Source organism: Sphingobium sp. MI1205 (assembly GCF_001563285.1).
In the GTDB taxonomy this organism is placed as follows: Bacteria; Pseudomonadota; Alphaproteobacteria; order Sphingomonadales; family Sphingomonadaceae; genus Sphingobium.
On the sequence record NZ_CP005188.1, the window covers coordinates 676537 to 702283 of the forward strand.

The 25747-nt window shown below is 61.9% G+C and carries 22 protein-coding genes; 12 read left to right on the plus strand and 10 right to left on the minus strand.

The genetic code is table 11. The features are described 5' to 3' along the window. Positions 1–8: 8 nt before the first annotated feature. Together K663_RS03310 and K663_RS03315 are read right to left on the minus strand one after the other, a co-directional pair. On the minus strand, positions 9–920 hold the full coding sequence (locus K663_RS03310; protein WP_062114020.1) for an MBL fold metallo-hydrolase: 912 nt from the start codon (positions 918–920) through the stop codon (positions 9–11). 123 nt (positions 921–1043) lie between these two features. Beyond that, positions 1044–3434, minus strand: coding sequence for a TonB-dependent receptor (locus tag K663_RS03315; RefSeq protein WP_062114023.1), 2391 nt, complete (start codon positions 3432–3434; stop codon positions 1044–1046). Between the two features lie 786 nt (positions 3435–4220). Here K663_RS03315 and K663_RS03320 point away from each other — a divergent pair. From K663_RS03320 to K663_RS03360, 9 genes are read left to right on the plus strand one after another with little or no spacing between them, the layout of a single operon-like run. After that, on the plus strand, positions 4221–5300 hold the full coding sequence (locus K663_RS03320) for a putative urea ABC transporter substrate-binding protein (RefSeq protein ID WP_062114026.1): 1080 nt from the start codon (positions 4221–4223) through the stop codon (positions 5298–5300). Positions 5301–5336: 36 nt separating this feature from the next. Next, positions 5337–6152, plus strand: a complete 816-nt coding sequence (locus K663_RS03325; RefSeq protein ID WP_062114031.1) for an ABC transporter permease — start codon at positions 5337–5339, stop codon at positions 6150–6152. Continuing rightward, positions 6149–6949 (plus strand): ATP-binding cassette domain-containing protein, encoded by an 801-nt coding sequence (locus tag K663_RS03330; RefSeq protein WP_062114039.1) that lies wholly within the window; start codon positions 6149–6151, stop codon positions 6947–6949. The genes K663_RS03325 and K663_RS03330 overlap by 4 nt, the downstream gene beginning before the upstream one ends. Beyond that, a complete protein-coding gene (locus K663_RS03335; RefSeq protein WP_062114041.1) occupies positions 6942–7415 on the plus strand; it encodes a CopG family ribbon-helix-helix protein in 474 nt (157 codons plus the stop codon). Before K663_RS03330 ends, K663_RS03335 begins: the two co-directional genes overlap by 8 nt. Then, entirely contained in the window at positions 7412–8233 is an 822-nt protein-coding gene (locus K663_RS03340) for an urea amidolyase associated protein UAAP1 (RefSeq protein WP_062114043.1), read from the plus strand. The genes K663_RS03335 and K663_RS03340 overlap by 4 nt, the downstream gene beginning before the upstream one ends. Positions 8234–8254: 21 nt before the next feature. Continuing rightward, positions 8255–8890 (plus strand): urea amidolyase associated protein UAAP2, encoded by a 636-nt coding sequence (locus tag K663_RS03345; RefSeq protein ID WP_062114046.1) that lies wholly within the window; start codon positions 8255–8257, stop codon positions 8888–8890. Further along, entirely contained in the window at positions 8887–12483 is a 3597-nt protein-coding gene (uca, locus tag K663_RS03350; protein ID WP_062114050.1) for an urea carboxylase, read from the plus strand. Before K663_RS03345 ends, uca begins: the two co-directional genes overlap by 4 nt. Further along, positions 12480–14249, plus strand: coding sequence for an allophanate hydrolase (gene atzF / locus K663_RS03355; RefSeq protein ID WP_062114053.1), 1770 nt, complete (start codon positions 12480–12482; stop codon positions 14247–14249). Before uca ends, atzF begins: the two co-directional genes overlap by 4 nt. A 2-nt stretch (positions 14250–14251) precedes the next feature. After that, positions 14252–15181 carry a Vgb family protein gene (locus tag K663_RS03360; RefSeq protein WP_062120235.1) on the plus strand — a complete coding sequence of 310 codons (930 nt, stop codon included), beginning with the start codon at positions 14252–14254 and terminating at the stop codon, positions 15179–15181. 58 nt (positions 15182–15239) lie between these two features. Here K663_RS03360 and K663_RS03365 read toward each other — a convergent pair whose 3' ends face one another. The 5 genes from K663_RS03365 to K663_RS03385 all read right to left on the minus strand — a co-directional run bounded on the left by K663_RS03365 (position 15240) and on the right by K663_RS03385 (position 19797). Next, on the minus strand, positions 15240–15563 hold the full coding sequence (locus K663_RS03365; RefSeq protein WP_062114056.1) for a UrcA family protein: 324 nt from the start codon (positions 15561–15563) through the stop codon (positions 15240–15242). Positions 15564–15688: 125 nt separating this feature from the next. Beyond that, the gene (locus K663_RS03370; RefSeq protein ID WP_062120239.1) at positions 15689–16048 is read right to left on the minus strand and encodes a hypothetical protein; all 360 of its coding nucleotides are present in this window, start codon (positions 16046–16048) and stop codon (positions 15689–15691) included. Positions 16049–16065: 17 nt separating this feature from the next. Then, on the minus strand, positions 16066–17634 hold the full coding sequence (locus K663_RS03375; protein WP_062114059.1) for a tetratricopeptide repeat-containing sulfotransferase family protein: 1569 nt from the start codon (positions 17632–17634) through the stop codon (positions 16066–16068). After that, a complete protein-coding gene (locus K663_RS03380; RefSeq protein ID WP_062114062.1) occupies positions 17631–18620 on the minus strand; it encodes a sterol desaturase family protein in 990 nt (329 codons plus the stop codon). The genes K663_RS03375 and K663_RS03380 overlap by 4 nt, the downstream gene beginning before the upstream one ends. Before the next feature lie 244 nt (positions 18621–18864). Next, entirely contained in the window at positions 18865–19797 is a 933-nt protein-coding gene (locus tag K663_RS03385) for a LysR family transcriptional regulator (protein WP_062120242.1), read from the minus strand. A gap of 108 nt (positions 19798–19905) precedes the next feature. On the opposite strand from K663_RS03385, the gene K663_RS03390 reads away from it, so the two are divergent. Further along, positions 19906–20889 (plus strand): isopenicillin N synthase family dioxygenase, encoded by a 984-nt coding sequence (locus K663_RS03390; protein ID WP_062114064.1) that lies wholly within the window; start codon positions 19906–19908, stop codon positions 20887–20889. Positions 20890–21011: 122 nt separating this feature from the next. Here K663_RS03390 and K663_RS03395 read toward each other — a convergent pair whose 3' ends face one another. The 3 genes from K663_RS03395 to K663_RS25220 all read right to left on the minus strand — a co-directional run bounded on the left by K663_RS03395 (position 21012) and on the right by K663_RS25220 (position 23400). Further along, positions 21012–21620, minus strand: coding sequence for a hypothetical protein (locus K663_RS03395; RefSeq protein WP_062120245.1), 609 nt, complete (start codon positions 21618–21620; stop codon positions 21012–21014). 32 nt (positions 21621–21652) lie between these two features. After that, a complete protein-coding gene (locus K663_RS03400) occupies positions 21653–22648 on the minus strand; it encodes a sterol desaturase family protein (protein WP_062114067.1) in 996 nt (331 codons plus the stop codon). Between the two features lie 536 nt (positions 22649–23184). Next, positions 23185–23400, minus strand: a complete 216-nt coding sequence (locus tag K663_RS25220; protein ID WP_062114070.1) for an NAD(P)-dependent oxidoreductase — start codon at positions 23398–23400, stop codon at positions 23185–23187. Positions 23401–23742: 342 nt separating this feature from the next. On the opposite strand from K663_RS25220, the gene K663_RS03415 reads away from it, so the two are divergent. Both K663_RS03415 and K663_RS03420 read left to right on the plus strand, forming a co-directional pair. Continuing rightward, a complete protein-coding gene (locus K663_RS03415; protein ID WP_062114076.1) occupies positions 23743–24525 on the plus strand; it encodes an SDR family NAD(P)-dependent oxidoreductase in 783 nt (260 codons plus the stop codon). 13 nt (positions 24526–24538) lie between these two features. Further along, positions 24539–25744 carry an acetyl-CoA C-acetyltransferase gene (locus K663_RS03420; protein WP_062114079.1) on the plus strand — a complete coding sequence of 402 codons (1206 nt, stop codon included), beginning with the start codon at positions 24539–24541 and terminating at the stop codon, positions 25742–25744. Positions 25745–25747: the final 3 nt, after the last annotated feature.

Sequence of the window (25747 nt, forward strand, 5' to 3'; positions counted from 1 at the left end):
GCATCTTTTCAATCTGGCCGCGGGGCGACCGGGTAGATGATGAAATCGTCATGAGCTTGCGGCCGCTCTGGCACATCGAGCGGCGCCTTGAGGCCCTTCTGCAGCTCGACGATGGTGCGTTTTGGCAGCTCCAGCGGATGCTCGTCCGGGTGCGCCTGTGCTTCGTGCGGATAGTCCTGGCCAGGCGTTCGCGTCATTTCGATATGGGCACCGAGTACTGCGCGGATCGGGTGTCTGGCCGCGAATGCCGCCACGCGATCCACGCTTGCCCGGTTGTCCGCCAGAAAGTTGACCGGGATGTACAGGCGGCCGGGATAAAGCGTGTCGCCCGACAGCAGGATCTTCAACTGCGGATCGTAGATCATGATCGCGGCGGCCTGGTGTCCGGGCGCAGGTATGACCGTGAGGACACGGCCACCCAGATCGAAGCGGGCCAGATCTTCCGGCCACTTCGCTATGCTGAAGAAGCGAGCCACATTCTGGGGCTCGAGTCCGATGACCGTCGTATCGGGTCGATCCTGAAATGCCGCGTCCCCGGCGACATGATCGCCGTGGCTGTGGCTATGCGCCACCACGAGAGGAATCTGCGCGCGCCCTTTCGCCGCCAGCCATTGTGCCACGAGGCGGTCGATCACCGGCCTGATCTGGCCGCCCTGTGCGCCCGTATCGACCAGCAATGCCCTGTCTCGCCCAAAAAGAAGATATAGAAAGGGCGCTTCAAAGTTGGTTTTGATCGACTGCCGAATGACAAATGTGTCGCCGTCGAGCGCCTGAACCTGAGCGTCAGGTTCCTGCGCGAGCGTGCCGTCGATCCATCGCTCCGGAAACAGGCCGGGACTCTTTGTCGTTGCAGCCGGAACGATCGACGCGCCGCAAAGCAACGTGGTTGCCAGGACCCCTCCGGCAATCCTCGCGAACATAATCTTGGTCTCCCTTGATCGGGGCGCTTTTGGCATCCTTGTAGTTTGCTCCTGAACCGTTCCGCCTCTCCCTACGGGAAGGGGGCGCAATCCTTTGAGGGGATGCGCCCCGCCGATTTTCATTCAGTATTTGAGCCGCGCTTCGATGCCGAAGGTGCGCGGATTGATAACTGTCTGCTTGTAATAGCGCAGCACGACGCCATCGTTGAGGCCCACCCGCGAACGATCATTAGCGACTGAGGCCACCGCATATTTGTCGAAGATATTGTTTGCAAACAGACCGATGCTGTATTTGTCCGTTTCGTAATTTAGCGACGCACGATGCAGGACATAGCTGGGCAGCTTGTCGCCATAGGCGCGATCCCAACCCAGCCGCGTTACCACATTGCCGCGATAGGTGGCCGTCCAGTTGGCGACTATGCTGCCGTCCCTGACAGGATGGGCGTATGTCACGCCCAGGCTGCCACTGTTCTTCGCCGATCCCGGGAGGCGGTCGCCGGAAAGGGCATCCAGCTGGATGGGATCGCTGGGGTAAGTGCCCGCCGGATCGTTGACGGCGATGACATTGGGCACGTCCTCAGTCAGCCTCGCATCGACGTAAGAATAGGTTCCCTGGATCGACAAACCCGGAAGGGGGCGCAGCTGGAATGATGTTTCAAACCCTTCGGATTTCGCCTTGCCCCCGTTGACCGTGATGCCAACGATGCCGTTCAGAGTGGCGGAATCGACCTGGATGCCGTCCCATTTGATCTGGAAGACGTTGAAGTTGAAGGTCAGCTTTCGATCGAAAAACTGAGTGCGGATGCCGATTTCCGCATTTTTGGTGGTGTCCGGGCCAAATTGAAGCTCGTTCGGCAAGGCACAGACATTTTGCGCAGGAGGCGGGTTCAGCACTGGCGGGCAGGGAGCGACCGAGTTCGGACCGCCGATGCGATATCCTTTGCTGTAAGTCGCATAGAGCATGATGTCGTCGGTGAAGTTGTAGGAAGTGTTGAACTTCCACACCGTGCCGCTCTTCTTAGATGTGCCGCCTGCCGCTTCGGCGTCATAAGGGCTGAGTGGATCGCCCAGCAGCGGGATGACTGCGCGTCCTTTGATGTTCGACTTGTACTGGAACCAGCGACCGCCAGCGGTCACCTGCCATTCTGGTGTAATGCGGAACGTGCCTTCGCCAAAGATCGCCTTCTCGGTGACCTTCGATGTTGTGTAGGATGCATATTCGATTTCTTCGGGGTTGGTCGCCAGGTCAACCCAGGGATGGCCGGGAAGGATTTCGCGATAATCGTTCTGCAGCTTCTGTTCGTTGTAGAAGCCGCCTATCGCCCAACTGAACGGGCCGCCATGATGCGACACGAAGCGGACTTCCTGGTTGAATTGCTTCCGGCTGTTGACGCTTTCATTGTAACTCGAAAAAGCGGGAAACGTCTCGTACCCGTAGTCAAGATCGAGCAGCAGATCAGTATTGTCAGATGTCCGAACGTTGCGCACATTGGTATAGGCAGTCGTCGCGACGAGATCCGCGAAATTGGCAATGTTCGCATTGACTTCCATGCTGCCAAGATGCGCACGGCGGTTTACGGGTTCTAGATAGCGGGCGCCATTTTCGTACTTGCCGGTCCCAAGGACCCCATCGCTATTATATTGGCCGCCGTCGGTCTTGGTCCGCTGGAACGCATAGGTGAAATTGACGGAGAGATCCGGATTGAACTGGACGAGCAACTGGTTGCGCGTGGTGAAAGTCTTCTCGAAATTGACATCCTTGCGGGCGGTCAGGTTGGCCGCATAATCCGCGTCGGTGATGCCGCCGGGGCCGCTTGGCTGCGGCAACGACACGCCAGGTTCCTGCAGCAGCAGCGGAGAGTCGATGAAGCCAGGATCATAATAATAGCCAGTGGCCGAACGGAAGGCGACATGATCCCGGATGATCGGGATGTTGATGACGCCGTCGAGCTGGAATCCCGCCTTTTCGCCATGCTGCTTGGCATAAAGGCGGCTATGCACTTCGCCGCCGATGGCCGTCAGGTCGGGGCGATTGGGTATGTTGCGGATGGCGCCTGCTAGCGTGCCAAGGCCGTAGAGCGTGCCCTGCGGTCCAAGCAATGTTTCCACCCGCGCGATGTCGAGCAGCTTGAAGTCATAATAGAGCGGAACCTCGCCCAAATAGACGCCCAGCGCGTCGTCATAGGACAAGCCCGTCGCATCAACGTCCGAAGCGCTGAGGCCGCGAAGCACGATCGTTCCGGTCGAACCCGGACCAGTATCGGAAACTGTCATGCCCGGCGTGAAGTCTGCCAGATCGCGAACATCGTCGATCCGCTGCCTGGACAATTGTTCCGCGCCGATCGCGGTGATGTTGATCGGCACGTCCTGAATGGTGACTTCACGGCGAGTGCCCGTCACCACGATTTCGTTGGCGTCGCCATCTTCCGGCATGGCGCCTTGCGCGACAGCCGGAGTGGTTCCGACGCCCATTAAAATGGTCGCGCCTAACAGCGTGTTCCGAAACAATTTCATAGTCACTCCGACCCCCTTTCGGTTGAGCCCTTAAGTGACATCCCTCCTATTGGCGCTCTAGCCGAGTCCGGCGCCTTGTCAGATAGATCACCGGTTGATCGGCGACTTCGCGCCGATATTCATGGCGCAGCCTTACTTCCCGGCGGATATGCCGCGACGATGCGGTGTCGCGCTGACCTGTTCTTCGAGCATTTCGAGGACAATTTGATAGACCGATCATGCTTGCTGAGCCGGCGAGGCCGACGACGGATGTCATCGCATCCAGCATTGCTGCATTACTGCCCTTAATTCGATCCACTTGCCCTCACTTCGACAGGTCGTCTTGCGGACGCTGATCTTTCCGTCTCGGCGCTTTGCCGAGCAACCACTCATACGGTATGGATATTACCTAATGCGTCAAGCGTAATATTTTTGCACTTGCTCAGTATGAGCGAAATCTGTGACGCGCTGCGTCAAATGGGTCGATTCCGGCTGTAGATGTTCTTGCCTCCAAGGTTTGCGGACCCGTGGCAAGCGAAGCACTAGTCCTTCGGCAGCAAGTGGGGCGACCTGATTCGCGAGTCCTGCACTTCTTGCCTGCCGAGAAGGGAAGTCGCCAGATTGCTCATGTTTTCGGGTGATTCGCGTCGATGATGGTCCGGGGACGCCCAGGATAACGATGCCGTGGATGCGCTCGCCATCATCGGCGCATGCTCGAAATTATTACATATTCGATGACTTGTAATATTTTCTTGTGGACATCAGGATGAACCGCGATGATGCTGCACTGCGAAAGGGGATCGAATCATGGTCAGGTTGATCGACAAGGTGAGCAGGGTCGCAATGCTTGCCAGCGCGCTGTTGCTCGCATCCTGTTCGCAGACGCCAGACCGGGGGGCGCAGCGTACGGATTTCAATATCGGTTGGTCGATCTATGCCGGGTGGATGCCCTGGCCCTACGCTCAACAGGCCGGCATCGTGAAGAAATGGGCCGACAAATATGGGATTAAGATCAACGTCGTTCAGGTGAACGACTATGTGGAATCGATCAATCAGTACACGGCGGGCAAGTTCGACGGGGTGACCGTCACCAATATGGACGCGCTCACCATACCCGCTGCCGGTGGCAAGGACAGCAGCGCCATCATCGTGGGAGATTATTCCAACGGGAATGACGGCATATTGCTGAGAGGCGCGGACCAGATGCGCGCCATCCAGGGCCAGCAGGTCTATCTCGTCGAACTGTCCGTCTCCCATTATCTGTTGGCGCGGGGTCTTGAGATTGCGGGGCTCAAGCCGACCGATGTGAAGACCGTGAATACGTCGGACGCCGACATCGTGGGCGCTTTTGGGAGCCCGCAGGCCAAGGCCGTAGTTGCCTGGAATCCGCAGCTTTCGGTGATGAAGAAGCAGCCGGGCGTTAGCCAGGTATTCAGTTCCGCCCAAATTCCGGGCGAGATACTCGACCTGATGGTCGTCGATACCGCGACGCTCAAGGCCAATCCGAACCTGGGCAAGGCGCTGACGGGAATCTGGTACGAAACCGTTTCCCTGATGCAGCGGCAGGACGCCGAGGGCAGGGCGGCCCGCGCAGCCATGGCGAAGCTGGCCGGATCGACGCCCGAGAGCTTCGACAGCCAGCTGTCGACCACGCATCTTTATACCGATCCCAAGGCGGCGGTGACCGCCACCTCCGCTCCGGCGCTCATCAAGACAATGACACAGGTGCGAAATTTCAGCTTTTCCAAGGGGCTGTTCAAAGGAGCGTCGTCTGCCGATGCCGTGGGCATTGCCTTCCCCGGCGGCAAGACGCTCGGCGATCCTCAAAGGGTGACGCTGCGGTTCGACGAAAGCTTCATGAAGCTGGCTGCGGACGGAAAGCTCTGACTGGTTCGTTTCGAATTTATCGAAAGTGATGTGACGATGCGTTGGGTGAACCGACATGCCCGCCGAGGCGACCGCATCTTCCTGGGTGCGTTGCCGATCCTGTTGCTGGTACTGCTTTACCTGTTCCTGGCAGTGCAGCGCCACGCTGCTAATCCCATGGACAAGATTCTGCCGCTGCCTGCCAGCATGGTGGATGCCATGGCGGCGCTCCTTTTCCAGGCCGACCAGCTTACCGGCCAGTTCGTCTTCTGGGCCGACACGCTGGCCAGCCTTCAGCGGCTTGGCATTGGACTCGGCATCGCAACCCTGTCGGCGCTGGTCGTCGGCCTCCTGCTGGGCGTACTCCCGCCGGTACGCGCCACGTTCGGCCCTCTCGTAACGGTCGTCGCGGTCATCCCCCCCATTGCCCTGCTCCCCATATTATTCATTGCCCTGGGTCTGGGCGAGACGGCGAAGGTCGCCCTTATCGTTATCGGCGTCGCGCCGGTCATGATGCGCGACATCGCGGCCCATGTCGCTGCCCTGCCGCGCGAGCAGATCGTCAAGGCCCAAACTCTGGGCGCGAGTTCCTGGCAGATCATGATCCGGGTCGCGCTGCCGCAGGCGATGCCCCGGCTGCTGCACGCCATGCGCCTGGCGCTGGGGCCTGCCTGGGTCTTCCTGATTTCAGCCGAAGCCATCGCGTCCGACGTCGGCCTTGGCTACCGGATTTTTCTGGTTCGCCGCTATCTGTCGATGGACGTGATCATCCCCTACGTCGCCTGGATCGCGATCCTGGCGATCCTGATGGACGGGGTGTTGACCCTGGCCAGCCGTCGGGCATTCCCCTGGGCGCATGGAGCCAGCCATTGAGCGCGCTCCTCTCCCTCCGCGATATCTGGGTCGAATATGGCGACAAGATCGTACTCGAACGGGTCGATCTGGACATAGAGGCCGGTTCCTTCGTGTCGATCATCGGACCGTCCGGCGCGGGCAAGAGCAGCCTGCTGCGCGTGGTGCTGGGCCAGGAAGTGCCGACCAGGGGAACAATCCTGCTGGACGGGGAACCGCTTAAGCCGGAATGCGGCCCCGATCGCGGTGTCGTCTTCCAGCGCTACTCGGTGTTCCCGCACCTTTCCGCGCTGCGCAACACGATCTTCGGCCTTGAATGCGCCAAGGCACCACGGGCCGCGCGCCTGTTCGGCGGCGCGCGCCGGGCGGCCGCCGCAGAGGCGGAAGAGATGCTGCGGTCAGTAGGGCTGGGCGACGCGCTGCACCTTTATCCCGCACAGATGTCGGGGGGGATGCAGCAGCGGCTGGCCATCGCACAGGCGCTCATCAAACGGCCACGCATCCTGCTGCTGGATGAGCCGTTCGGCGCGCTCGACCCGGGCATCCGGGCGGACATGCATGCGCTGATCACGCGGCTGTGGCGCGACTATGCGCTGACGATCATCATGGTCACCCATGATATCCGGGAAGCCTTCACATTGGGCACGCGGGTGCTGACGCTCGACAAGCGGCGTCACGATCCCCACGCCCCCCACCGGTTCGGCGCCACCGCGGTCTATGATCTCCCGCTGCTTCGGCGCACTGAACCCGCGGCCAGCGAAGACGCCGCAGACGAGACCAGCCCGCAGGATGGTGAGGAGGCAATTGGTAATGGCTAGCGAAGGCACAAGCCTGGCAAGGCTCAGCATGAGCCTGCCCAGCGATCTGTTCCGGCAGCTTGACGCCATGGTGGTCGAACGAGAGCTGCCCTCGCGCTCCCAGCTCATCGCCGAGTTGATCCGGCATGCGCTGGCCGAGCATGAGGCCCTGACCCGGCCGGACGAGATGCTCGCGGGCACCATCACCCTGGTTTATCGGAGCGACAAAGGCCGGGTCCGGCATCAGCTCGCCCAGACTCAGGCCGATTATCTCAAGGAAGTGATCTCCTCCCAGCATGTGTTCCTCGAAGGGGACCAGTCGCTCGAAGTCTTGTTGGTGCAAGGCCCTGCGACATTGCTGAAGGAATTATGCGATGCGCTGCGCAGGGTGCGCGGCGTCCAGCAGCTCCAACTTGTCACGACCACCGCGCTGCTTCCGCCGCTGTATGAGCAGGAAGAGAGCGGCCGCAAGGAGAATGCCGCATGACCGAAATTCTCGCCAGTCCGTGTGACGCCCGCAACCATGCCCGCGCCATGGCGGGCAGGGTGGTCGAAGCCATGCCGGTGTTGCCGCCGGTGGCGGACGATCTTCCCCCAGGCGTCGGCGCGTCCGACCTGCTGTGGGAGGAAACCGTCGCGGCCGGGGGCTATTCCACCAGGCGGCTGCCGCGCGGCGCACGCCTGCGGCTGATCGACCTGGCAGGCGATGCCTGCGCGTCGATCCTGCTTTTCAACGCGGATATACCGACCGAACGGCTCAACGTGGCCGACACGGTGAAGGTGCAGTGGAACGCCTATCTGGGCGAGGGCAAGCTGCTCCTTTCGGACATGGGCCGGGTGCTCATGACCATTTCGGAAGATGGCGCTGGCACGCACGACACATTCTGCGGAACGTCGAACGCGGTGACCAACGCCGCCAAATATGGCTCCGGCGCGAATAGCGGACCTTATCCGAACGGGCGCGACCGCTTCCTGCTTGGCGCGGCGAAGCACGGGCTCCAGCGGCGGGACGTTCACCCCTGCATCACCTTGTTCAAGGGTGCGAAGATCGAAGCCGGCGGCACGATAACGCCGCTGGTCGGTCCCTTTCCTGCGGGCCGCAGCGTTCTGCTGCGCGCGGAGATGGAGGTGATCATGGTCATCGCCAACTGCCCGCACGTCCTCGACCCGAGGGATGCCTACACGGTCACTCCGCTGCGGGCGACAGCCTGGCGCGGGCCCGTGACGCCGGAGGATGATCCCATACGCAACGCGACGCCGGAAGGACTGCGCGCCTTCCTGAATGTCGAAGACTATTACCGCTGATAGGAAGGAACAGCTTCCCACATGAGCATCGATCCCCATTTGTCGGGCCTTTCGGGGCCGGTCGTCCACGATGTCATCGTGCCTGCGCGGGCGCCATGGCTCCACCACGTCGCCGCCGGCCAGACGCTGCGTATCATTGATCTGGAGGGCAATCAGGCTGTCGATTTTCTCCTCTACGCGGCGGAGGACGACGCCGAACGCTACAGCGCGCAGGACACTGTGTCCGCGCAGGGCAACCTGTTCCTGCGCGAAGGGACAGTGCTGCGGTCGAACGAGGGGCGGCCGATGATGACCATAATGGCGACCTCTGTAGAATATCATGACACGATCGGCGGCGCATGCTCATGCGAGTCCAACACGCTGCGCTATGGCCACCACACCAAGGCCGAACATGCGTGCGTGGAGAATTTCCTGGAGGCGAACCTGCGGGAGGGGCGCGGCAAGCGCGACATCGTCTCCAACATCAACTTTTTCATGAACGTGCCGGTTGAGGAGGACGGGTCCCTGGGGATCGTCGATGGCATCTCCGCGCCCGGCCTTACGGTGGACCTGAAAGCGGAAATGGACGTAATCGTCGTCGTGTCGAATTGCCCGCAGATCAACAACCCCTGCAACGGCTTTAATCCCACCCCCGTTCGAATGATCGTGGCCGCATGAGCTTCGACACGGTCCTCATTGCCAACCGGGGCGCGATAGCCACCCGCATCATTCGCACGTTGAGGCGCATGGGCTTGCGGTCCGTCGCGGTCTATTCCGAAGCGGATGAAGCATCGCTGCACGTCGCGCAGGCGGACGAGGCGGTCTGCATCGGTCCGGCGCGGGCGTCCGACAGCTATCTCAACATCGCCGCCATATTGGATGCCGCCCGCGCGACCGGTGCGGGGGCGATCCATCCCGGCTACGGCTTCCTCGCCGAAAATGTGGAGTTTGCGGAAGCCTGCGCTGCGGCCGGCATCGTCTTCATCGGACCCACGCCGGATAATATCCGTACCTTCGGCCTCAAGCACAGCGCGCGTGCTCTGGCGGCCGCGCATGGCGTTCCACTCGCGCCGGGCACCGGACTGCTGACCGGCGAAGAAGAAGCGGTTGCCGCTGCCCACGAAATCGGTTTCCCCGTGATATTGAAGGCGACGGCCGGCGGCGGGGGCATCGGCATGCGCATTTGCGAGGACGAAGCCGACGTTCGCGAAGGTTTCGCCGCCGTTGCCCGCCAGGGGCAAAGCAATTTCGGCGATGCCGGCATCTTCCTTGAACGCTATATCCGCCGCGCGCGCCACATCGAAGTACAGTTGTTTGGTGACGGGCAGGGCCGCATCATGCCGCTCGGCGAGCGCGACTGTTCGCTTCAGCGCCGCAACCAGAAGGTCGTCGAAGAAGCGCCCGCCCCGCTGTTGCCCGATGTCGGGCGTCACGATCTGATCGCGGCTGCAACGCGCCTCGGTCAGGCCGCGAACTACAGATCGGCGGGGACGGTCGAGTTTCTCTATGACGCGGAGCGCGAGGAGTTCTTCTTTCTCGAGATGAACACGCGCCTTCAGGTCGAACATGGCGTCACCGAAGAAGTGATGGGGATCGACCTTGTCGAATGGATGATCCGTGGCGGCGCGGGCGATTTCGCCTTTCTCGATGCCGATCCGCCCAGGCCGCAGGGCCATGCCGTACAGGTGCGGCTCTATGCCGAAGACCCGGCGCTGGACTACCGGCCGACTTCGGGCACGCTGACGGCGGTGGATTTCCCCGCCGACATTCGTGCCGAGACATGGTGCATGGCGGGCAGCGAGGTCAGCAGCTGGTATGATCCCATGCTCGCCAAGCTGATCGTCCATGCGCCGACGCGCATCGAGGCGATTGAAAAGATGAAGTCCGCGCTCGACGAGAGCCGGGTGGACGGGATCGAGACGAATTTGCGCTGGTTGCGCGATGTGGTCGAAGTCCCCGCTTTCGTCAGCGGGGATGTCTCGACGCGTCTGCTGGAAAAGATCGCCTTCAACGGGCGGAGCATTCGTGTGATCAGCGGCGGCACCGCCACCACCGTACAGGACTGGCCCGGACGCCAAAAGCTCTGGGCGGTTGGCGTGCCTCCGTCGGGGCCCATGGACGACCAGTCTTTCCGCCTGGGGAACAGGCTGCTCGGCAATCCTGAAGGGACAGCGGGCCTGGAGGTCACCGTCACCGGCCCGACGATCGTCTTCACGGCGGAAGCGCGCATCTGTCTGATGGGCGCCGATTTCGGAGCGGCACTCGACGGTGATCCGGTTCCGCGCGGTGCAGCGATCAACGTACAGGCGGGTCAGACGCTGGCGCTTGGCCGCGCATCGGGCGGAGGGCTGCGCGGCTATATCCTGTTCGCCGGCGGTCTTGATATCGCTCCCTATCTCGGTAGCCGCAGCACCTTCGAGCTGGGCCGGTTCGGCGGCCATGCCGCGCGCCGGCTGCTCGCAGGCGATACGTTGCACCTTGCGAGCGAGCCAACGGACACGCCGCTGCCTTTCGCCACGTTGCCCGATCTGCCCACCGAATGGACGGTGCGCGTGCTCTACGGCCCGCACGGCGCGCCGGACTTCTTCACGCAAGCCGACATAGCGTCGATCGCCGCGGCTGAATGGCAAGTCCATTACAACAGCAACCGCACCGGTGTGCGCCTGATCGGACCCAAGCCCGAATGGGCGCGGGCGGACGGTGGGGAGGCGGGCCTTCACCCCTCCAACATCCACGACAATCCCTACGCGATCGGCGCTGTCGACTTCACCGGCGACATGCCGATCATCCTGGGTCCCGACGGCCCGTCGCTGGGAGGCTTTGTCTGCCCCTTTGTCGTGATTGCCGCCGACCGCTGGAAGATCGGCCAGCTCGCGCCCGGCGACAAGCTCCGCTTCGTGCCGGTCAATATCGGCGACGCGGCCGCGGCGGACAGCTTGCAGCGGCGGCTGATAGCCTTGGGTGCGGCGGAGGATTCAGGTCCAGCCCGGCCAATGGACATGCTCTCGCCTATTCTCGCCCAGATTCCGGCAGGACCGGGCCGTCCTCACACTGTCTATCGGCAGCAGGGTGACCGTAATATCCTGGTCGAATATGGCCCCATCGTACTCGATATTGAGCTGCGGATCCGGGTCCATGCGCTGATGACCGAGCTGGAACGGCTTGCGCTCCCCGGCGTCGTCGACGTGGTGCCGGGCATCCGGTCGCTGCAGCTTCATTTTGACGGCGGGAGGCTGGACCAGCGCGCCGCGTTGGCAGCCCTTATCTCCGCCGAAGAGCGGCTGGGCGACCTGGAGGATTTCGCCATACCCTCCCGTATCGTGCATTTGCCGCTGAGCTGGCGCGACCCGGCCACGATCGAGACGATCGAGAAATATATGAGCGGGGTGCGCGCCGACGCTCCGTGGTGCCCGGACAATGTCGAGTTCATCCGCCGGGTGAACGGCCTGCCCGACGTGGCGGCCGTGGAGAATCTCATATTCGAGGCGAACTACCTCGTCCTGGGACTGGGTGACGTTTATCTGGGCGCGCCGGTTGCGACCCCGGTCGATCCCCGGCACCGGCTCGTCACCACCAAATATAATCCCGCCCGCACATGGACCCCGCCCAACGTGGTGGGCATCGGCGGAGCCTATATGTGCATCTACGGCATGGAGGGGCCAGGCGGCTATCAGCTCTTCGGCCGGACCATTCAGGTGTGGAACACGCATCGACAGACGGACGCATTTGTTGAAGGCAAGCCCTGGCTGCTGCGCTTCTTTGATCAGATTCGCTTTTACCCGGTCAGCGCGGAAGACCTGGTGGAATGGCGTCGCGACTTTCCCAGCGGGCGGCGCTCGATCAGGATCGAGCCATCGGAGTTCCGGCTGGCCGACTATCGCGCCTTCCTTGCGGAAAATGCTTTGTCCATCGCGGAATTCGAGGCGCGTCGGCAGGCGGCTTTCGATGAGGAACGCGCCGAATGGCAGCGCAGCGGCGAGTTCGACCGCATCACCGACCTCGCCGAAACCGACGCGCCCGGATCGCGAACGATCGAGATCCCGGATGGGGCCGCGCTGGTCGAGACCCCATTTGGCGGGAGTATCTGGAAATTGCTGGTCGCTGTCGGGGACGAGGTGAAGGCTGGCGACACCATCGCCATCGTTGAGGCAATGAAAATGGAATGTGCAGTACAAAGCCCCGGCACGGGGACAGTTGCGGCCCTCTATGTGCAGGAACGGCAGTCTTTGCAGCCGGGCGCGCCGATGCTGGCGCTGAGGGCTCCGGCATGACCGCGCTCGACCGCCGCAGCGCGATCGCCATCGCGCAGGACATCAAGGCTGGGCGGACCAGCGCCCTTGCCGTGATGGAGGAAACGCTTGGGCGGCTCGCCGCCTATGACGCCGTCCAGCCGCAGATATGGATCAGCAGGCCGAGCGTCGACGATTTGATTGGCGCCGCCAAAGCTATCGACGCTCGGCTGGCAGCCGGAGAAGATCTGCCGCTCGCCGGCGTTCCATTCGCGGTGAAGGATAATATCGATGTGGCCGGGGTAGAGACCACCGCTGCCTGCCCCGCTTTCGCCTACAGCCCTGGTGTATCTGCAACGGTGGTCGATCGCCTTGTCGCAGCCGGGGCGATCTGTGTCGGCAAGACCAATCTTGATCAGTTCGCGACCGGGTTGAACGGGACGCGCAGCCCCTATGGCAGTCCTCGCAACGCCTATAACCTCGCCTATGTCAGCGGTGGGTCCAGTTCAGGCTCCTCCGTGGCCGTAGCTGCCGGACTGGTGGCCTTCGCGCTGGGCACCGACACGGCCGGATCGGGCCGGGTGCCCGCCGCATTCCAGCATTTGATTGGCTTCAAGCCGACAAAGGGGCGGTGGAGCAATGCGGGGCTGGTGCCAGCCTGCCGCACGCTCGATTGCATCACCGTCTTCGCCAATGACAGCGGCGACGCGCGCCTGATCGACAGGATCATCGCCGGCTTCGATGCGGCGGATGCCTATTCAAAGCCGTTGGCCGACCGGCTGCTCGCCTGCAAGCGGATCGGCGTGCCGCGGCGCGATCAGCGGGTGTGGTTCGGCGACGCTGAGTCGGAATATCTGTATGACTGCGCGCTGGATCGGCTTGGCGGGCTGGCCGAACTGGTCGAGATCGACATCGCGCCACTGCTGGAAGCCGCACAGCTGCTCTATGGCGGACCGTGGGTCGCGGAGCGCGCCGCTGCTCTGTCCGGTCTTCTGACCGACGATTCCGACGCCATCGATCCGACCGTGCGGGCGGTGGTTGAGCCTGGCCTCGCGATCAGTGCCGTCGATCTGTTCAACGGCATCTATCGCCTGGCCGAGCTCAAGCGGCGCGCCGACATGCAATGGACGGAAATCGACTTGCTGGCATTCCCGACGACGGGATCGACCTTTAGAGTTACTGAACTGCTCGCCGCGCCGGTTGCGCTCAACAGCGCCCTCGGGCTCTACACCAATTTCGTCAACCTGCTGGACATGGCGGCTGTCGCCGTTCCTGCGGGCAGTCGCGCCAATGGCACCGGCTTTGGCATCACCCTGATCGGGCCGGCCGACACGGACCGCGCCCTGCTCGATGTGGCGGACGCCTATTTCGCCGTCGCCGATCTTCCTTCCCCACCGCCACTAGACCTGGAGGGCAAAATGCAGACCGTGAAACTCGCCGTCGTGGGCGCACACCTGAAAGACATGCCGCTGCATTGGCAGCTTACGTCGCGCGAGGCGCGGTTTGTCGGTGCTTTCGAAACCTCGCCCAACTACAGGCTTTACGCGATGGCGGACAGCGTGCCGCCCAAGCCAGCGCTGGTGCATAGTGACGAAGGCGGTCCGATCGCGCTGGAAGTCTATGAGTTGGGCGTTGCCGAGTTCGGCAGCTTCGTCGCCGAAGTGCCCGCGCCGCTCGCCATCGGCACGGTGACGCTTGCGGACGGCAGCAGCGTCAAGGGCTTCGTCGCCGAACCACGCGCGATAACGGGGGCGGAAGACATCACCGCACTTGGCGGTTGGCGCGCCTATATCAACCGGGAAGGATGATCATGGCGAAGCTTCCAATCCTTGGCGCCATGCTGGTGGCGGGCTGTGCCACGGCGGCTGCCGCATCGCCTGCTCACGGGGAACAGGTGATCCAGGTGCCGGGCTTTGCCGATTTTCTGGCGGTCGATGGCGACAGCGTGTGGGCGACCAATGACGCCCGCGTCGAGCGCTGGTCGCGCCAAGGCAGGATCGCGTCGGTGCCGATGGCCAAACCCTGCGGCGCGATGGCGATACTGGGCGATGCTTTGTGGGTGGCCGACTGCAACGAAAAGGCGCTTGTCCGGATCGACAGGAACAAGGCGCAGAAGAGTGCCACCATCCCCACTGGCATCGCCAATCCCAAGGGCGAACTCAATGTCGTCGCCGGGGCAGGATCGGTCTGGGTCGCGAGCGACCAGAAGGGCATGATCTCGCGCGTCGATCCAGACAGCAACCAGGTCACGGCCACCATCCCGGTCAGCGTAGGCACCCACTATCTCGCCTTCGGCTTCGGCTCTTTGTGGGCTGTCAGCAGCGAGGCGAGAACGATCCAGCGCATCGACCCGGCCAGCAATATGGTGATCAAGACCACGGCGCTCGGCAAGGAGCCCGGCTTTCTGGCGGCCGGGGAAGGGGCGGTTTGGGTTCAGGAGCAGGGTGACGGAACGGTCGCGCGCATCGATCCGGCAAGCGGCGACGTCACCGGCCGAGTTAAGGTCGGCGAAGTGCTGAAATATGGGGACATCGACACCGGGGCAGGCATGGTGTGGCTGCGCACCACGGAAGACCAGACCTTCGTTGCAATCGACCCCGACACGCTGACGGTCAAGGCGCGCGTCGGCAAAGCAGAGGGCAGCGGCGCGCTGCGCTTCACGAAGAAGGGCCTGTGGACTTCAGCGCATGACGTGCAGACGCTGACCTGGTGGCCCAACCCGAAGAAACTGGCAAAATAAGAGGGCTGTTCCTCCGTCGCCCCTGCATACAGGGGCGGCGGAGGCCCTAACCAAGCAATTAGCGGGCGGCGACGCGGACCGGCTTTGTGTTCATGGCCAGGCGCGCTTCGATCTGGGAGCGGACATCGGCCAGCACGGCTGCGCGGCATTCCTGGGCTTTTGCTTCGGCTGCGAGGTGCACCCCGGCGAGGCGTTGGCCACATACGGCGTTGGCGGCCTGATCCATGCGGATGGCCAGGCGCTGCTGCCCGTCTGCCGAAGCGAGGTCGAGGCCCTTGAGGTCGAGAGTCGCCTGATCCTGAGCGAAAGGGTTGTCGGCGGCGAAAGCGGAAGCGGGAATCGCGCATGCGAAAGTGGCGAGAGCCACGAGGCCAATCTTCATCATTGTCTCCTGTGCGTCAGACGAGCGCCGCTCTCCGGCGACTGCGGATCACATAGAAGCAGGCAATGATTATTTCAAGACAACAATGAAGATTGTTCGATTATTACTAGAGAGTTACCTCAATATTATTTGGGTCTGATAACGAGCATCGTCAGTTCCTCCGGCCGGACAAACATGCCGACAGGCAGCCTGGCCTCCGCTTCCTCGCCATCCACGGAGATGGTCACGGTGCGTGCGTTGGGCGCCGACCATGCGCGGAATGTTTCGACCGGCAGCCGGGCCTGCCAGCGCCAAGTGCCTTTGACCGCAACCTCATGGCCATTGATGCTGACCGGGGCGTTTCGGTCGTCGCGGCGGCCGGTCACGAGCAGGCAGTCACCCGTTGAACATTCCACCAGCCGCGTGCTCGGCTCCGACGCGGCGAGTGCCGACGTGGCCGAACCGAGGAGCACGGGGATCAACATCCATTTGGCGGCTGGCGGCATGATCCGGTTCCTTTCTGTCATGAGATGTCGACCCCGGCCTGCTCGAAGAAGCGGCGCACCGGCTCCAGCACGTCGGCATGCCGCTTCCATCGTCCGACCGAGTCGCCATAGATTGGGCGGCGCACCTGGGCGGCGCTGGGGGTGGAAACCGGGGCATGGTTGGTGTGGAAGGACAGGCAATTGTCCGACCAGTCGAGCCCGCAATGGGCGAGCAGCCGTCGGCTCTCGCCTTCCTGATCGGCAACCAGATCCTCATAGCGCAATTCGATCAGGCGGCCCGGCAGGGCTTCGCGCCACAGGCTCATCAGCCGGTCGAAGCGGACATAGTAAGCAGCAATGTCGAGCAAGTCGTAGCTATAGTCATAATAGCGGGAACTGACCGCGAAGAGATTGCGGAAGTTGCTGAGCACCGTGTCCATGGGGTGCCTTCGCAGGCAGACGATCCTGGCGGCGGGCAGGGCACGGGCGATAAACCCCGCATAGAGGAAGTTGCCCGGAAACTTATCGATAAAGCGGAGCTCCGGCTGCCGGCGGTGATGGGCGGCGCGGTCCAGATAGTCGCGTCCGATCATCCCCATGTCAGCGCGCGCGGCGGCCGCAATGGTGTCGGCGTCCATGACCGTGGGGGTTTTCGTTCCAGCCGACTTCTTCACGGCAAGCGGCATGGCCTGCAATTCGCCGGCGCTTTCGACCGACGGATGGGATGACAGGATGCGGTCGACCAGCGTGGTGCCAGTACGTGGCATGCCGATGATGAAGAGGGGGTCGTCCCCCGGCGCCTGGGACGCTGGAGCCAGCGGCCATGCGCCTTCCACGGTGTCGAACAACGCCGCATCGCGGGCGAAGGCATAAGGTAACTTTCGACGATGCTCTGCATTGGTCGCGCAAAGCCGCTCCAGTGCTTCGTCCGGCCTGCCGATATCCTCCAGTTCCTTCGCCAGCGCGTAGCCCAGAAGCAGCCTGCTGCGGCTGTCCTTCGCGTCGGCAAGCGTGCCAGTCAGGCGATCTACATGATTATTGTCCGGCCTTTGTTTGCGAAGCGCGGACAGGAGATGGTGCGCCCGCGCGTCCTGCGGGGCAAGCGCCACCAACGCCTCCAGTGCCGTCTCCGCCTCGTCGGAACGGCCGAGAAAATTGAGCGTCGTTGCCAGATTATAGCGGTAATTGATGTTTGGCGGGTCCAGCCGGACAGCCTCTTCGAAATGGGTAAGCGCGGCGCTATGGTCGCCCAGGCGCGCATAGACGCAGCCAATCGTATCGCGGCTCAATGCATCCGTGGGCGGGGCCTTTTCGGCATCATGCAGGATCGCTGCGGCATCGCCGTCGCGGCGCATCATGACGAGGAGCCGGGCGAGTTGAGCCCGGTATTCGCCCTGGGGATCCAGCGTCACTGCTCGATCCAGATGCTGGATACCCGCGCCAATCCGGCCATCAGTTGATTCCGCCAGGCCAAAGATGAAGTGGCCTTCGGCATCGCTCGGATCGCTTGCCATCATCCTGGCAGCGAACTGGCGTGCCGCCTGGACGTCTCCTTGCGCCAGCGCATCGCGTGCCGGACTGACCCGCAAGGCGCATCTGGTCGTCATGCCGCGATCGGGCTCTCTATGGCTTCCGACATGGGCCGTTCGACCACCGCCTTGGCAGGGGTGCTGCTGTCTCCACTTGTCTCCGCCGGACCCTTGTACGCCTTGTATCGCGCGATCAGCGGCTCGAAGGGGAAAATCGTCTGTTCCCAGATCGACAGGCGGCGGCGTTCGTCCTGACCGACCAGCTCCGCTTCGCCCTCATGATAGGTGCCAAAGATGCGGTCGAGGAGGATCAGCGAATTGCCATAGTTGCAGCGGGTGCTTTCATAATCGGTCGAATGATGCAGGCTGTGGTGCCGGATCGTCGTGAAGAAGAAGGAATAGAAGATCGGCGGATCGGACCGCACATTGGCGTGAGCAAAGGTCGAAATGACGCCAAGGACATTGATGGCCGCAAACACAGCAGTTGTTTGAAGATCGAACAGCGCGACGATGCTGAGGCTGATCAGCACCAGCTCGATCGGATTCCCGACCGCGCCTTTCGCTGCATTCAGTTGCGTCAGGTGGTGATGCGGGGCGTGGGTCAGCCAGAAGGGCGTCACATTGTGCATCAGCCGGTGCATCCAATATTGCCCGAATTCGATCAGAAGTACGACGAGCCCAACTTGCGCCAGCCAAGGCATGTGCATGGCCCATTTTGTGGTGATGCCGAGCGATGCCTTGACCGCTGCCAGCGGTTCTTCACCGATCTTGCGCGACACCCATGCGATGACGGTGGCGCTGAGAACCGCGTAGAAGAGGTCGGTGAAAAATTCCTGTCGGTTCATGCGCCACCCGGCATGGCGTTCATGAACTAGCTCAAGCAGCAGCACGCTGATCGTGATGAGCGCGGACATGCCGACCAGGGTCAACGGATGGTCCAGCAGGATTTTGGGACCCAAGGCCCAGAAAAACAGGACCGCTGCGACCATCGCGGGCGGCATGTAGTTGAAGATTTTATCCTTCATCGCACTTGTCGATTTGCTTGCCATGGTCGCGCCGGTCATGGTTTCTTGCGGGCTGGCGGTGACGCGAGGAGGACCTGCGCCCTGGCAGTTACGCCCGCGAGCAGCAGACGGCCGAGAAACGCGGGAATGCGGGTGAGTCTATCGGCTATATGTCCGTGACTTAGGAGCGACCTGCGCCCTTGCTCTGTCCGCATGGTTCACCTCCATTCTCTCGAATAGGAAGCTGTGCTGCGGCGCGTCATTGGGGGAGGGGTAAAATTCCGATGTAAGGCATTGATGAAATCTATGTCTTGGCCCGCAAACGCCGGATGACCTCATCCCAGAAAAGCTGGGTCGCGGTGTCTCTTGCGGGCTCGGAACGGGAGAGGAGGAAAATGTCGTAGGACGGCTCCATATCTGCGTCCAGGATGGGCCAGAGCCGCTCCCTGGCTACATCCTGCTCGGCGGCCAGGACGGGCAGGAAACCGATGCCCACCCCTTGGACTATCAGCCGCTTCGCCTCATTAATGTCTTCGGCAAGGCCGCTGACCTGGGTTCCCAGACGGTAGCGGCGACGCAGATGCGTGATCGCTTCGATCTCATCATCGCCCGTCAGCACGAAGCCTTCATCCTTCAGATCGTGCAGGCGGCTGAGGCGATAGCCGAAATAGGGACTGTAGCGAGAGCAGTAAAGTTGCTGTCGCTCCACCAGCAACGGCACGTACATCAGGCTTCCCCGAACATTGCTGTCATAGCCGACGCCGATCTCCACCTCGCCCTGTTCGAGTGCATCGAGCACCTGACGCCATGGCGACACACGGATCTCGATGTGGATGGCGGGATTGCGCCGATGGAAGCTTGCAATCGCCTCGTCAAACTCGGGCGACATGAGGCCGGAGATGATCTGGATGCGAACGAACCCTTCAACTCGCTTCGTCGCCTGTGCGATCTGATGTGGCACCATCTGCGCCGATTCGAGCATGTCTTCGCAAAGCGCCATCAACGCCTTGCCCGCCGCTGTCATCTCGACGCCCGTGGCGGTACGGTGGAGAAGGGTGGTGCCGACATGATCCTCGAGCCGCTTGAGCGCGGCGCTGATGCTGGGCTGCTGCCGATTGAGTTGCCGGGCCGCCGCGCCAATGCCCCCGGCCCGGACAATGTCCACGAAAGTGCGCATCAGGTTCCAGTCCACGCGGCTGGCGAACTTCCGATCTATCAACTGTCCTCTGTCCGTCATGGGCCGCCTTTCCATCATTGCTCATCGCCGCCGACATAGATCAAATCAATGCAAATCATCGTCAGGTCGCAACTTACCCTTATGACCTATGTTCCATAACAGGGTGGCATGAGTTCGCTGCCCATCATCGATATATCCAATTTGGTAAGCACCTCGCGCGATGACCGGATCGCCGTAGCACATGCTCTCGATCGCGCCTGTGCGGAGTCGGGCTTCCTTTACATCAGCGGCAAACAGCTCGACTGGGCATTGTTTCGCAGATTGCACTCCCGGGCGATAGCGTATTTCGCGCTGGATCAGGCCGCCAAGATGAAAAGCTATATCGGCCGGTCGCAGAACCATAGCGGTTATGTGCCGGTCGGAGAGGAGCAGTTCGGCGAAGGCGTCGGCGACCTCAAGGAAGCCTATGACGTCAATTGCGACTATCTTCATGCCGAGGGGCGGCGGCCGCTGCTCGGCCCCAACCTCTGGCCGGAGATGCCAGGCTTCCGGGACGACGTCATGGCCTATTATGCCCATGTCACGGACATCGGACGTCAGCTATTCCGTGCCTTTGCACTGGCGCTGGGCCTGGATGAAGATCATTTCGACGCACACCGTTTAAATCCGCCGAGCCAGTTGCGCCTCATCCACTATCCTCGTGACGACAGTGCGCAGGACCGGCCTGGCATTGGCGCGCATACCGACTATGAATGCTTCACCTTGCTTTTCGCGACGGCGCCTGGATTGCAGATCGTCAGCAGGCAAGGGGATTGGATCGATGTGCCGTTGATCGAAGGCACGATGATCATGAACATTGGCGACATGATGGAAATCTTGTCCAATGGGCGATATCTGGCGACCAGGCACCGCGTGAAGAAGGTCCGGCAGGAACGCTATTCTTTCCCCATGTTCCACGCCTGCGATTATGACTATGTCATCGCCCCGTTGGCGGGCGACGAAGACACCCGTTACGCGCCGCTCCAAGGCGGTGAGCATCTTTTCAATCAGACCGCGCAGACATTCGCTTATCTGAAGCGTCGCATCGCGGCCGGTAGCCTTGTCCTGTCTGACGCCATGCCGCTCCATTCCTTTGGACAGCGGGACATATAGATCCGATCATACTGAACGGGATCATGCTCTATATGTATTTGGTTTTCCGCATTTTCCGAGCCAGCAGGTAATGCCACCTGCCTGGAAAATGCTCCAGGAGGAAAGGTGCACGGCCCGCCCGTTCACACGCCTAGCAGCTTCCTGCGGAACAGCGACTTCACCAGCCTGGCTTCAAGGATGCGCCCGACGACGTAGAGGGTAGCGAACAGCGCTGCGAACACATAGGCCGCCTTTGGCGACGGCTTGTCTTTGTCGTCGGACTTTTGATCTTTGTCCTTCTTCGGCTTTTCGGGCGCAGGGGCGCCCAGAAAAGCGTCGATGGGGTGCTGCGGCAGTGCAACGTCCTTCTTCTTCTCCGGCTTCTTCTCCGACGATTGCGCCGAAGCCTTTTCCCACTGGCCGATTACCACCGTCGCTTGAGCGAAGCCCAGGAACAGCAAGGGGGCAAGAAAGCAGAAAAGCAGCGCACGGCTTTTCAGGCGATAGTGCAGCACTGGCCCGGCTGCGTCCTCTTTAACCTGGAGGACGCCGGCGTCGAAGACCGACATCTTGTCCTGAGCCGCCTGGTTCTTCTTGCGGAAGGTCAGTGTGTCGGCTGACCGTTCATGGCTGGTGCCGGCTTCCTGGAACAGCGGATCAAGCCGGCGAAAGGCATCGTCGCTGGACTGTCCTGGAACGAGCGCCAGACTACCCCTGACGTTCCAGATCCAGTCGATGAAGCGCCGGTTCACCCCGTTTCCCCCTTTCCCGCGCCGCGCCATGGTCATTCCGCGGGCACTATTGCCGGCCCGTCGAAGCGATCCTTACGCAGCTTTGCCTTCATCGTTTTCCAGGCTTCAGTGAAGGGGAAGGTCATGGTTTCACCGACCGACATCCTGCGACCGCCCTCCATGCCCAACAACTCCGCTTCTCCGTCCACGCAGGTGCCGAACATGCGGTCGATGATGATCCAGGTGCTGGAATAATTGCTGCGGCTGCCCTCATAGTCCTGGGAATGGTGCACGCTATGATGCTCGGTCGTGTTGAACAGGAAGCGCCACCAGCGCGGGGAGTTGAAGCGGACGTTGATGTGCTGGTAGGTCCCGACGGCAAGCCCCAGCGTGCCTGCAAGCAAGGCCGCACGGGGCAGGAAGTCAAAGAAACCGCCAATGCCGATCCCGATCAGGAATAGTTCGACCGGATTGCCGACTGCTCCCTTGTTTATATTAAGCTGCGTGATGTAATGGTGTGGCGCGTGCGTCAGCCAAAGCGGATACCAGTTATGCATTCCGCGATGCATCCAATATTGCCCGAAATCGAAGATGAACGAGATCAGGAACGCCTGTAGCAGCAGCGGCAGGCCCATGAACCACGCGACCTTTTCCCAATGGAAATTTTGCTGAACAGCCTCGATCACCACGTCAGCGCCGATATAGTGTTCGACAATGTTGAGCAGCGTGTAGCCCAGCCCTACATAGAAGAGGTCGGTGATCAGTTCCTTCCAGGTCAGCCGCCAGCTCTCATGACGCGGAGAGACCCATTCCAGGGCCAGCAGCAGTACCTTGAAAGCGATGCCGATGCCGATGGCGGTAGATGCCTTGGCCAGGGAGTTCGGCGCATAATACCAGAAGGCGATCAACGCGAGCAGCACCGCGGGCTGGAAGCAGGTGAAGACGAAGCGTTTCACCGGCCCGCCCTCTACATTCGGGATGTTTTCCCACCCTACTGTAACCGGGGATTGGGTACCTATCAGCCGTTTACCTACGCGGACTCCGTCCATACCGCCCTCATTTTGCTTGCCCGTTTGACGCGGACACTTGAAGCGCGCCCAGAAAGACGACGTCGTCAAAGTCCATCGGGCGTCAGGTCGGTTCAGCATCGCGAAACGGCTTCATCACGCCAGCCGCTATTGCGTTATTGATCTCATAGATGCGATCTATGTGGAGTGATTACCCCGTGTGCGGACTTCTTATAGTTTTCGCGCCCTGCTCGACGGGGACGAGCACCTTGCAGCTGCATAGACCTCAATCCTGCTTACCTCACCGGTCCGTCTGACCCGCACCGGCCGGGCCATCCGGCTGGTCCGGCTGAACTTCCTCGCGCCCGCGATCGTCGAAGCCATCCTTGCCGGAACCCAGCCAGCCTCTATCAACATGACATCCCAGCGTACCGCAAACCTGCCGATCGATTGGAACGAGCAGATCGCCCTGTTCGGGATGTGATATATCTCAACGCACTGTACCACTAGCGGCGCCTCGGCGCCGCTTTGCGTTGCCGGACCAACAAAGGTAGCCGACGGCTACTCACTCCGTACTGTCAAATCAGGCGACAGAGAAAAAGCCGCCTAGAAGCGCCCGCGAGAGCGAGGCGGGATCCGCTGAGCCGCGCGGGAAGAGCGCGAGCGATATCTCCGAAGCCGATGATCCCCACCGTCTTGCCCTTGAGCATGCAGGCGGTGGGCGGGCCTCTGCGTGTCACGCCGCGCCGCAAGCGTGCCTGCGCTTGTTCAATGTCGTAGAGCGACATCAGCATAAACAAGAAGGCGGCTTAGTAATGGCAGACGATCTGCACGCCGTCAGCCTTGGATCGCGCCTTCGAGCTGCTCAAGAAACGGCCGTGAGCCTTCGGGACCGGTGATGAGAATGTGCATCGTGCTTTCGCACCGGTTGCTTGGTCGGGACAGTGAATCATCGGGCGGCCCCACAAGGGCGGCCGTGGCCAGACGCGTCACGCATTGGCCGGCCATGGCAAAATGCGCTGGCGGGATGATATTGTCCCGAAATGTCATCTCTTGTCACCCGGCGCTGTTCGCCATGCGCGCCGTCGCTGCCAAGGGAAGTGCAAGCGAAGGCAATGTTTCGATGGAGTGGGTGGATGCGGATAGATGGTGATGTAGCTGCGGTGGTGACGGGCGGCGCCTCGGGCTTGGGAGAGGCAAGCGCGCGCGCATTGGCCCAAGTCGGCGCCCGGGTCGCCATCTTTGACATGAACGAAGCCGTCGGCGAAGCCGTGGCCCGCGAGATTGGCGGGATATTTTGCAAGGTCGATGTGACTTCTGACGAGCAAGTCGATGCAGCGTTCGAGAAGGCTCGTGCCGCCCATGGGCAAGAGCGCGTCCTCATCAACTGCGCTGGCATCGCCAATGGCATCAAGACGGCGTCGCGGAGCAAAGGCGACGGTCGCACGGCCCGCTTTCCCATGAAAGATTTTGAGCGGGTTATACAGATCAACCTGCTCGGAACCTTTCGCTGCATCGCCGCCTCAGCGCAGGGGATGCTGGATCTGGAGCCGCTGGAGGATGGTGAGCGCGGGGTGGTCATCTGCACGGCCAGCGTTGCGGCGCAGGATGGGCAGATGGGGCAAGCTGCCTATTCGGCTTCCAAGGCAGGGGTGCTGGGCATGACGCTGCCTATTGCGCGCGACCTGATGGGGGAGGGGATCAGGATCAACACGATCCTTCCAGGCCTTTTCTTGACCCCGATGATGCGCGGGCTGCCGGAGAATGTGCAGGTTGCGCTCGGCGCGTCGGTGCCTTTCCCCAAACGGCTGGGCGCGCCGGAGGAATATGCGGCGCTGGCGCTGCATATGATCGGCAACAATTATCTGAACGGCGGATCCGTCCGCCTCGACGGTGCGATCCGTCTGGCCCCCCGTTGAAGAGGTGAGCTTCATGCCTGGTGTCTATATTTTCGATGCCGTCCGCACGCCGCGTGGGAAGGGCCGGCCGGATGGCTCGCTACATGAGATAACCGCGCTTTCGCTGGCCGCGCAGGTCTTGCGGGCCATCCGGGATCGCAATGGCCTCGACACCGCCTTGGTGGACGATGTGATCATGGGATGCGTGATGCCCGTCGGCGAACAGGGCAGTGATATCGCCCGTATCGCGTCCCTGGTCGCGGGTTATGACCAGCGCGTACCCGGCGTGCAGGTCAACCGCTTCTGCGCGTCGGGGCTGGAAGCGTGCAACATGGCGGCAGCCAAGGTTGCGCTAGGCGAGGCGCGTTTCGCCATTGCCGGAGGGGTGGAATCCATGTCGCGCGTCGCCCTTGCGGCCGATGGCGGCGCGATGATGGTCGATCCTGCTTTCGCCTTCGATCACTATTATGCGCCGCAGGGAATTGGCGCCGACATGATCGCGACCATTCACGGTTTCGGGCGGGAAGATGTCGATGCCTATGCCGTTGAAAGCCAGCGGCGTGCAGCCGTTGCATGGCAGGAGGGCCGCTTCGCGCGGTCGATCGTCCCGGTTCTGGATCAGGCGGGAATCGTCATCCTGGATCATGACGAACATATGCGCCCCCAGACGGATATGGGCTCGCTGGCCAAACTCAAACCCGCTTTCGTCAAAATGGGGGAGGCTGGTTATGATGCGGTGGCGCAGGCGCGCTATCCCGAAATGGGACCGATCAACCATGTTCATCATGGCGGCAATTCGTCCGGCATCGTCGATGGTGCGTCGGCCGTGCTGATCGGGTCGAAGGAAGCGGGCGAAGCGGCAGGGCTGAAACCGCGCGCAAAGATCCTCGGGACGGCTTCGATCGGGTCCGAGCCCACGATCATGCTCACCGGACCGGAGTTCGTGACGCGCAAACTGCTCGATCGGCTCGGCATGCAGCGGGACGACATCGACCTGTTCGAACTCAACGAAGCCTTCGCCGCGGTCGTGCTGCGCTACATCCAGGCGCTCGACATCGATCCGGGGAAGATCAACGTCAACGGCGGAGCAATCGCCATGGGCCATCCGCTGGGCGCAACCGGCGGCATGATCCTGGGAACGATGCTGGACGAACTGGAACGGTCGGACAAGGCGACGGCACTCATCAACCTCTGCGTCGGCGCGGGCATGGGCACTGCGACGGTCATCGAGCGCGTGTGAGGG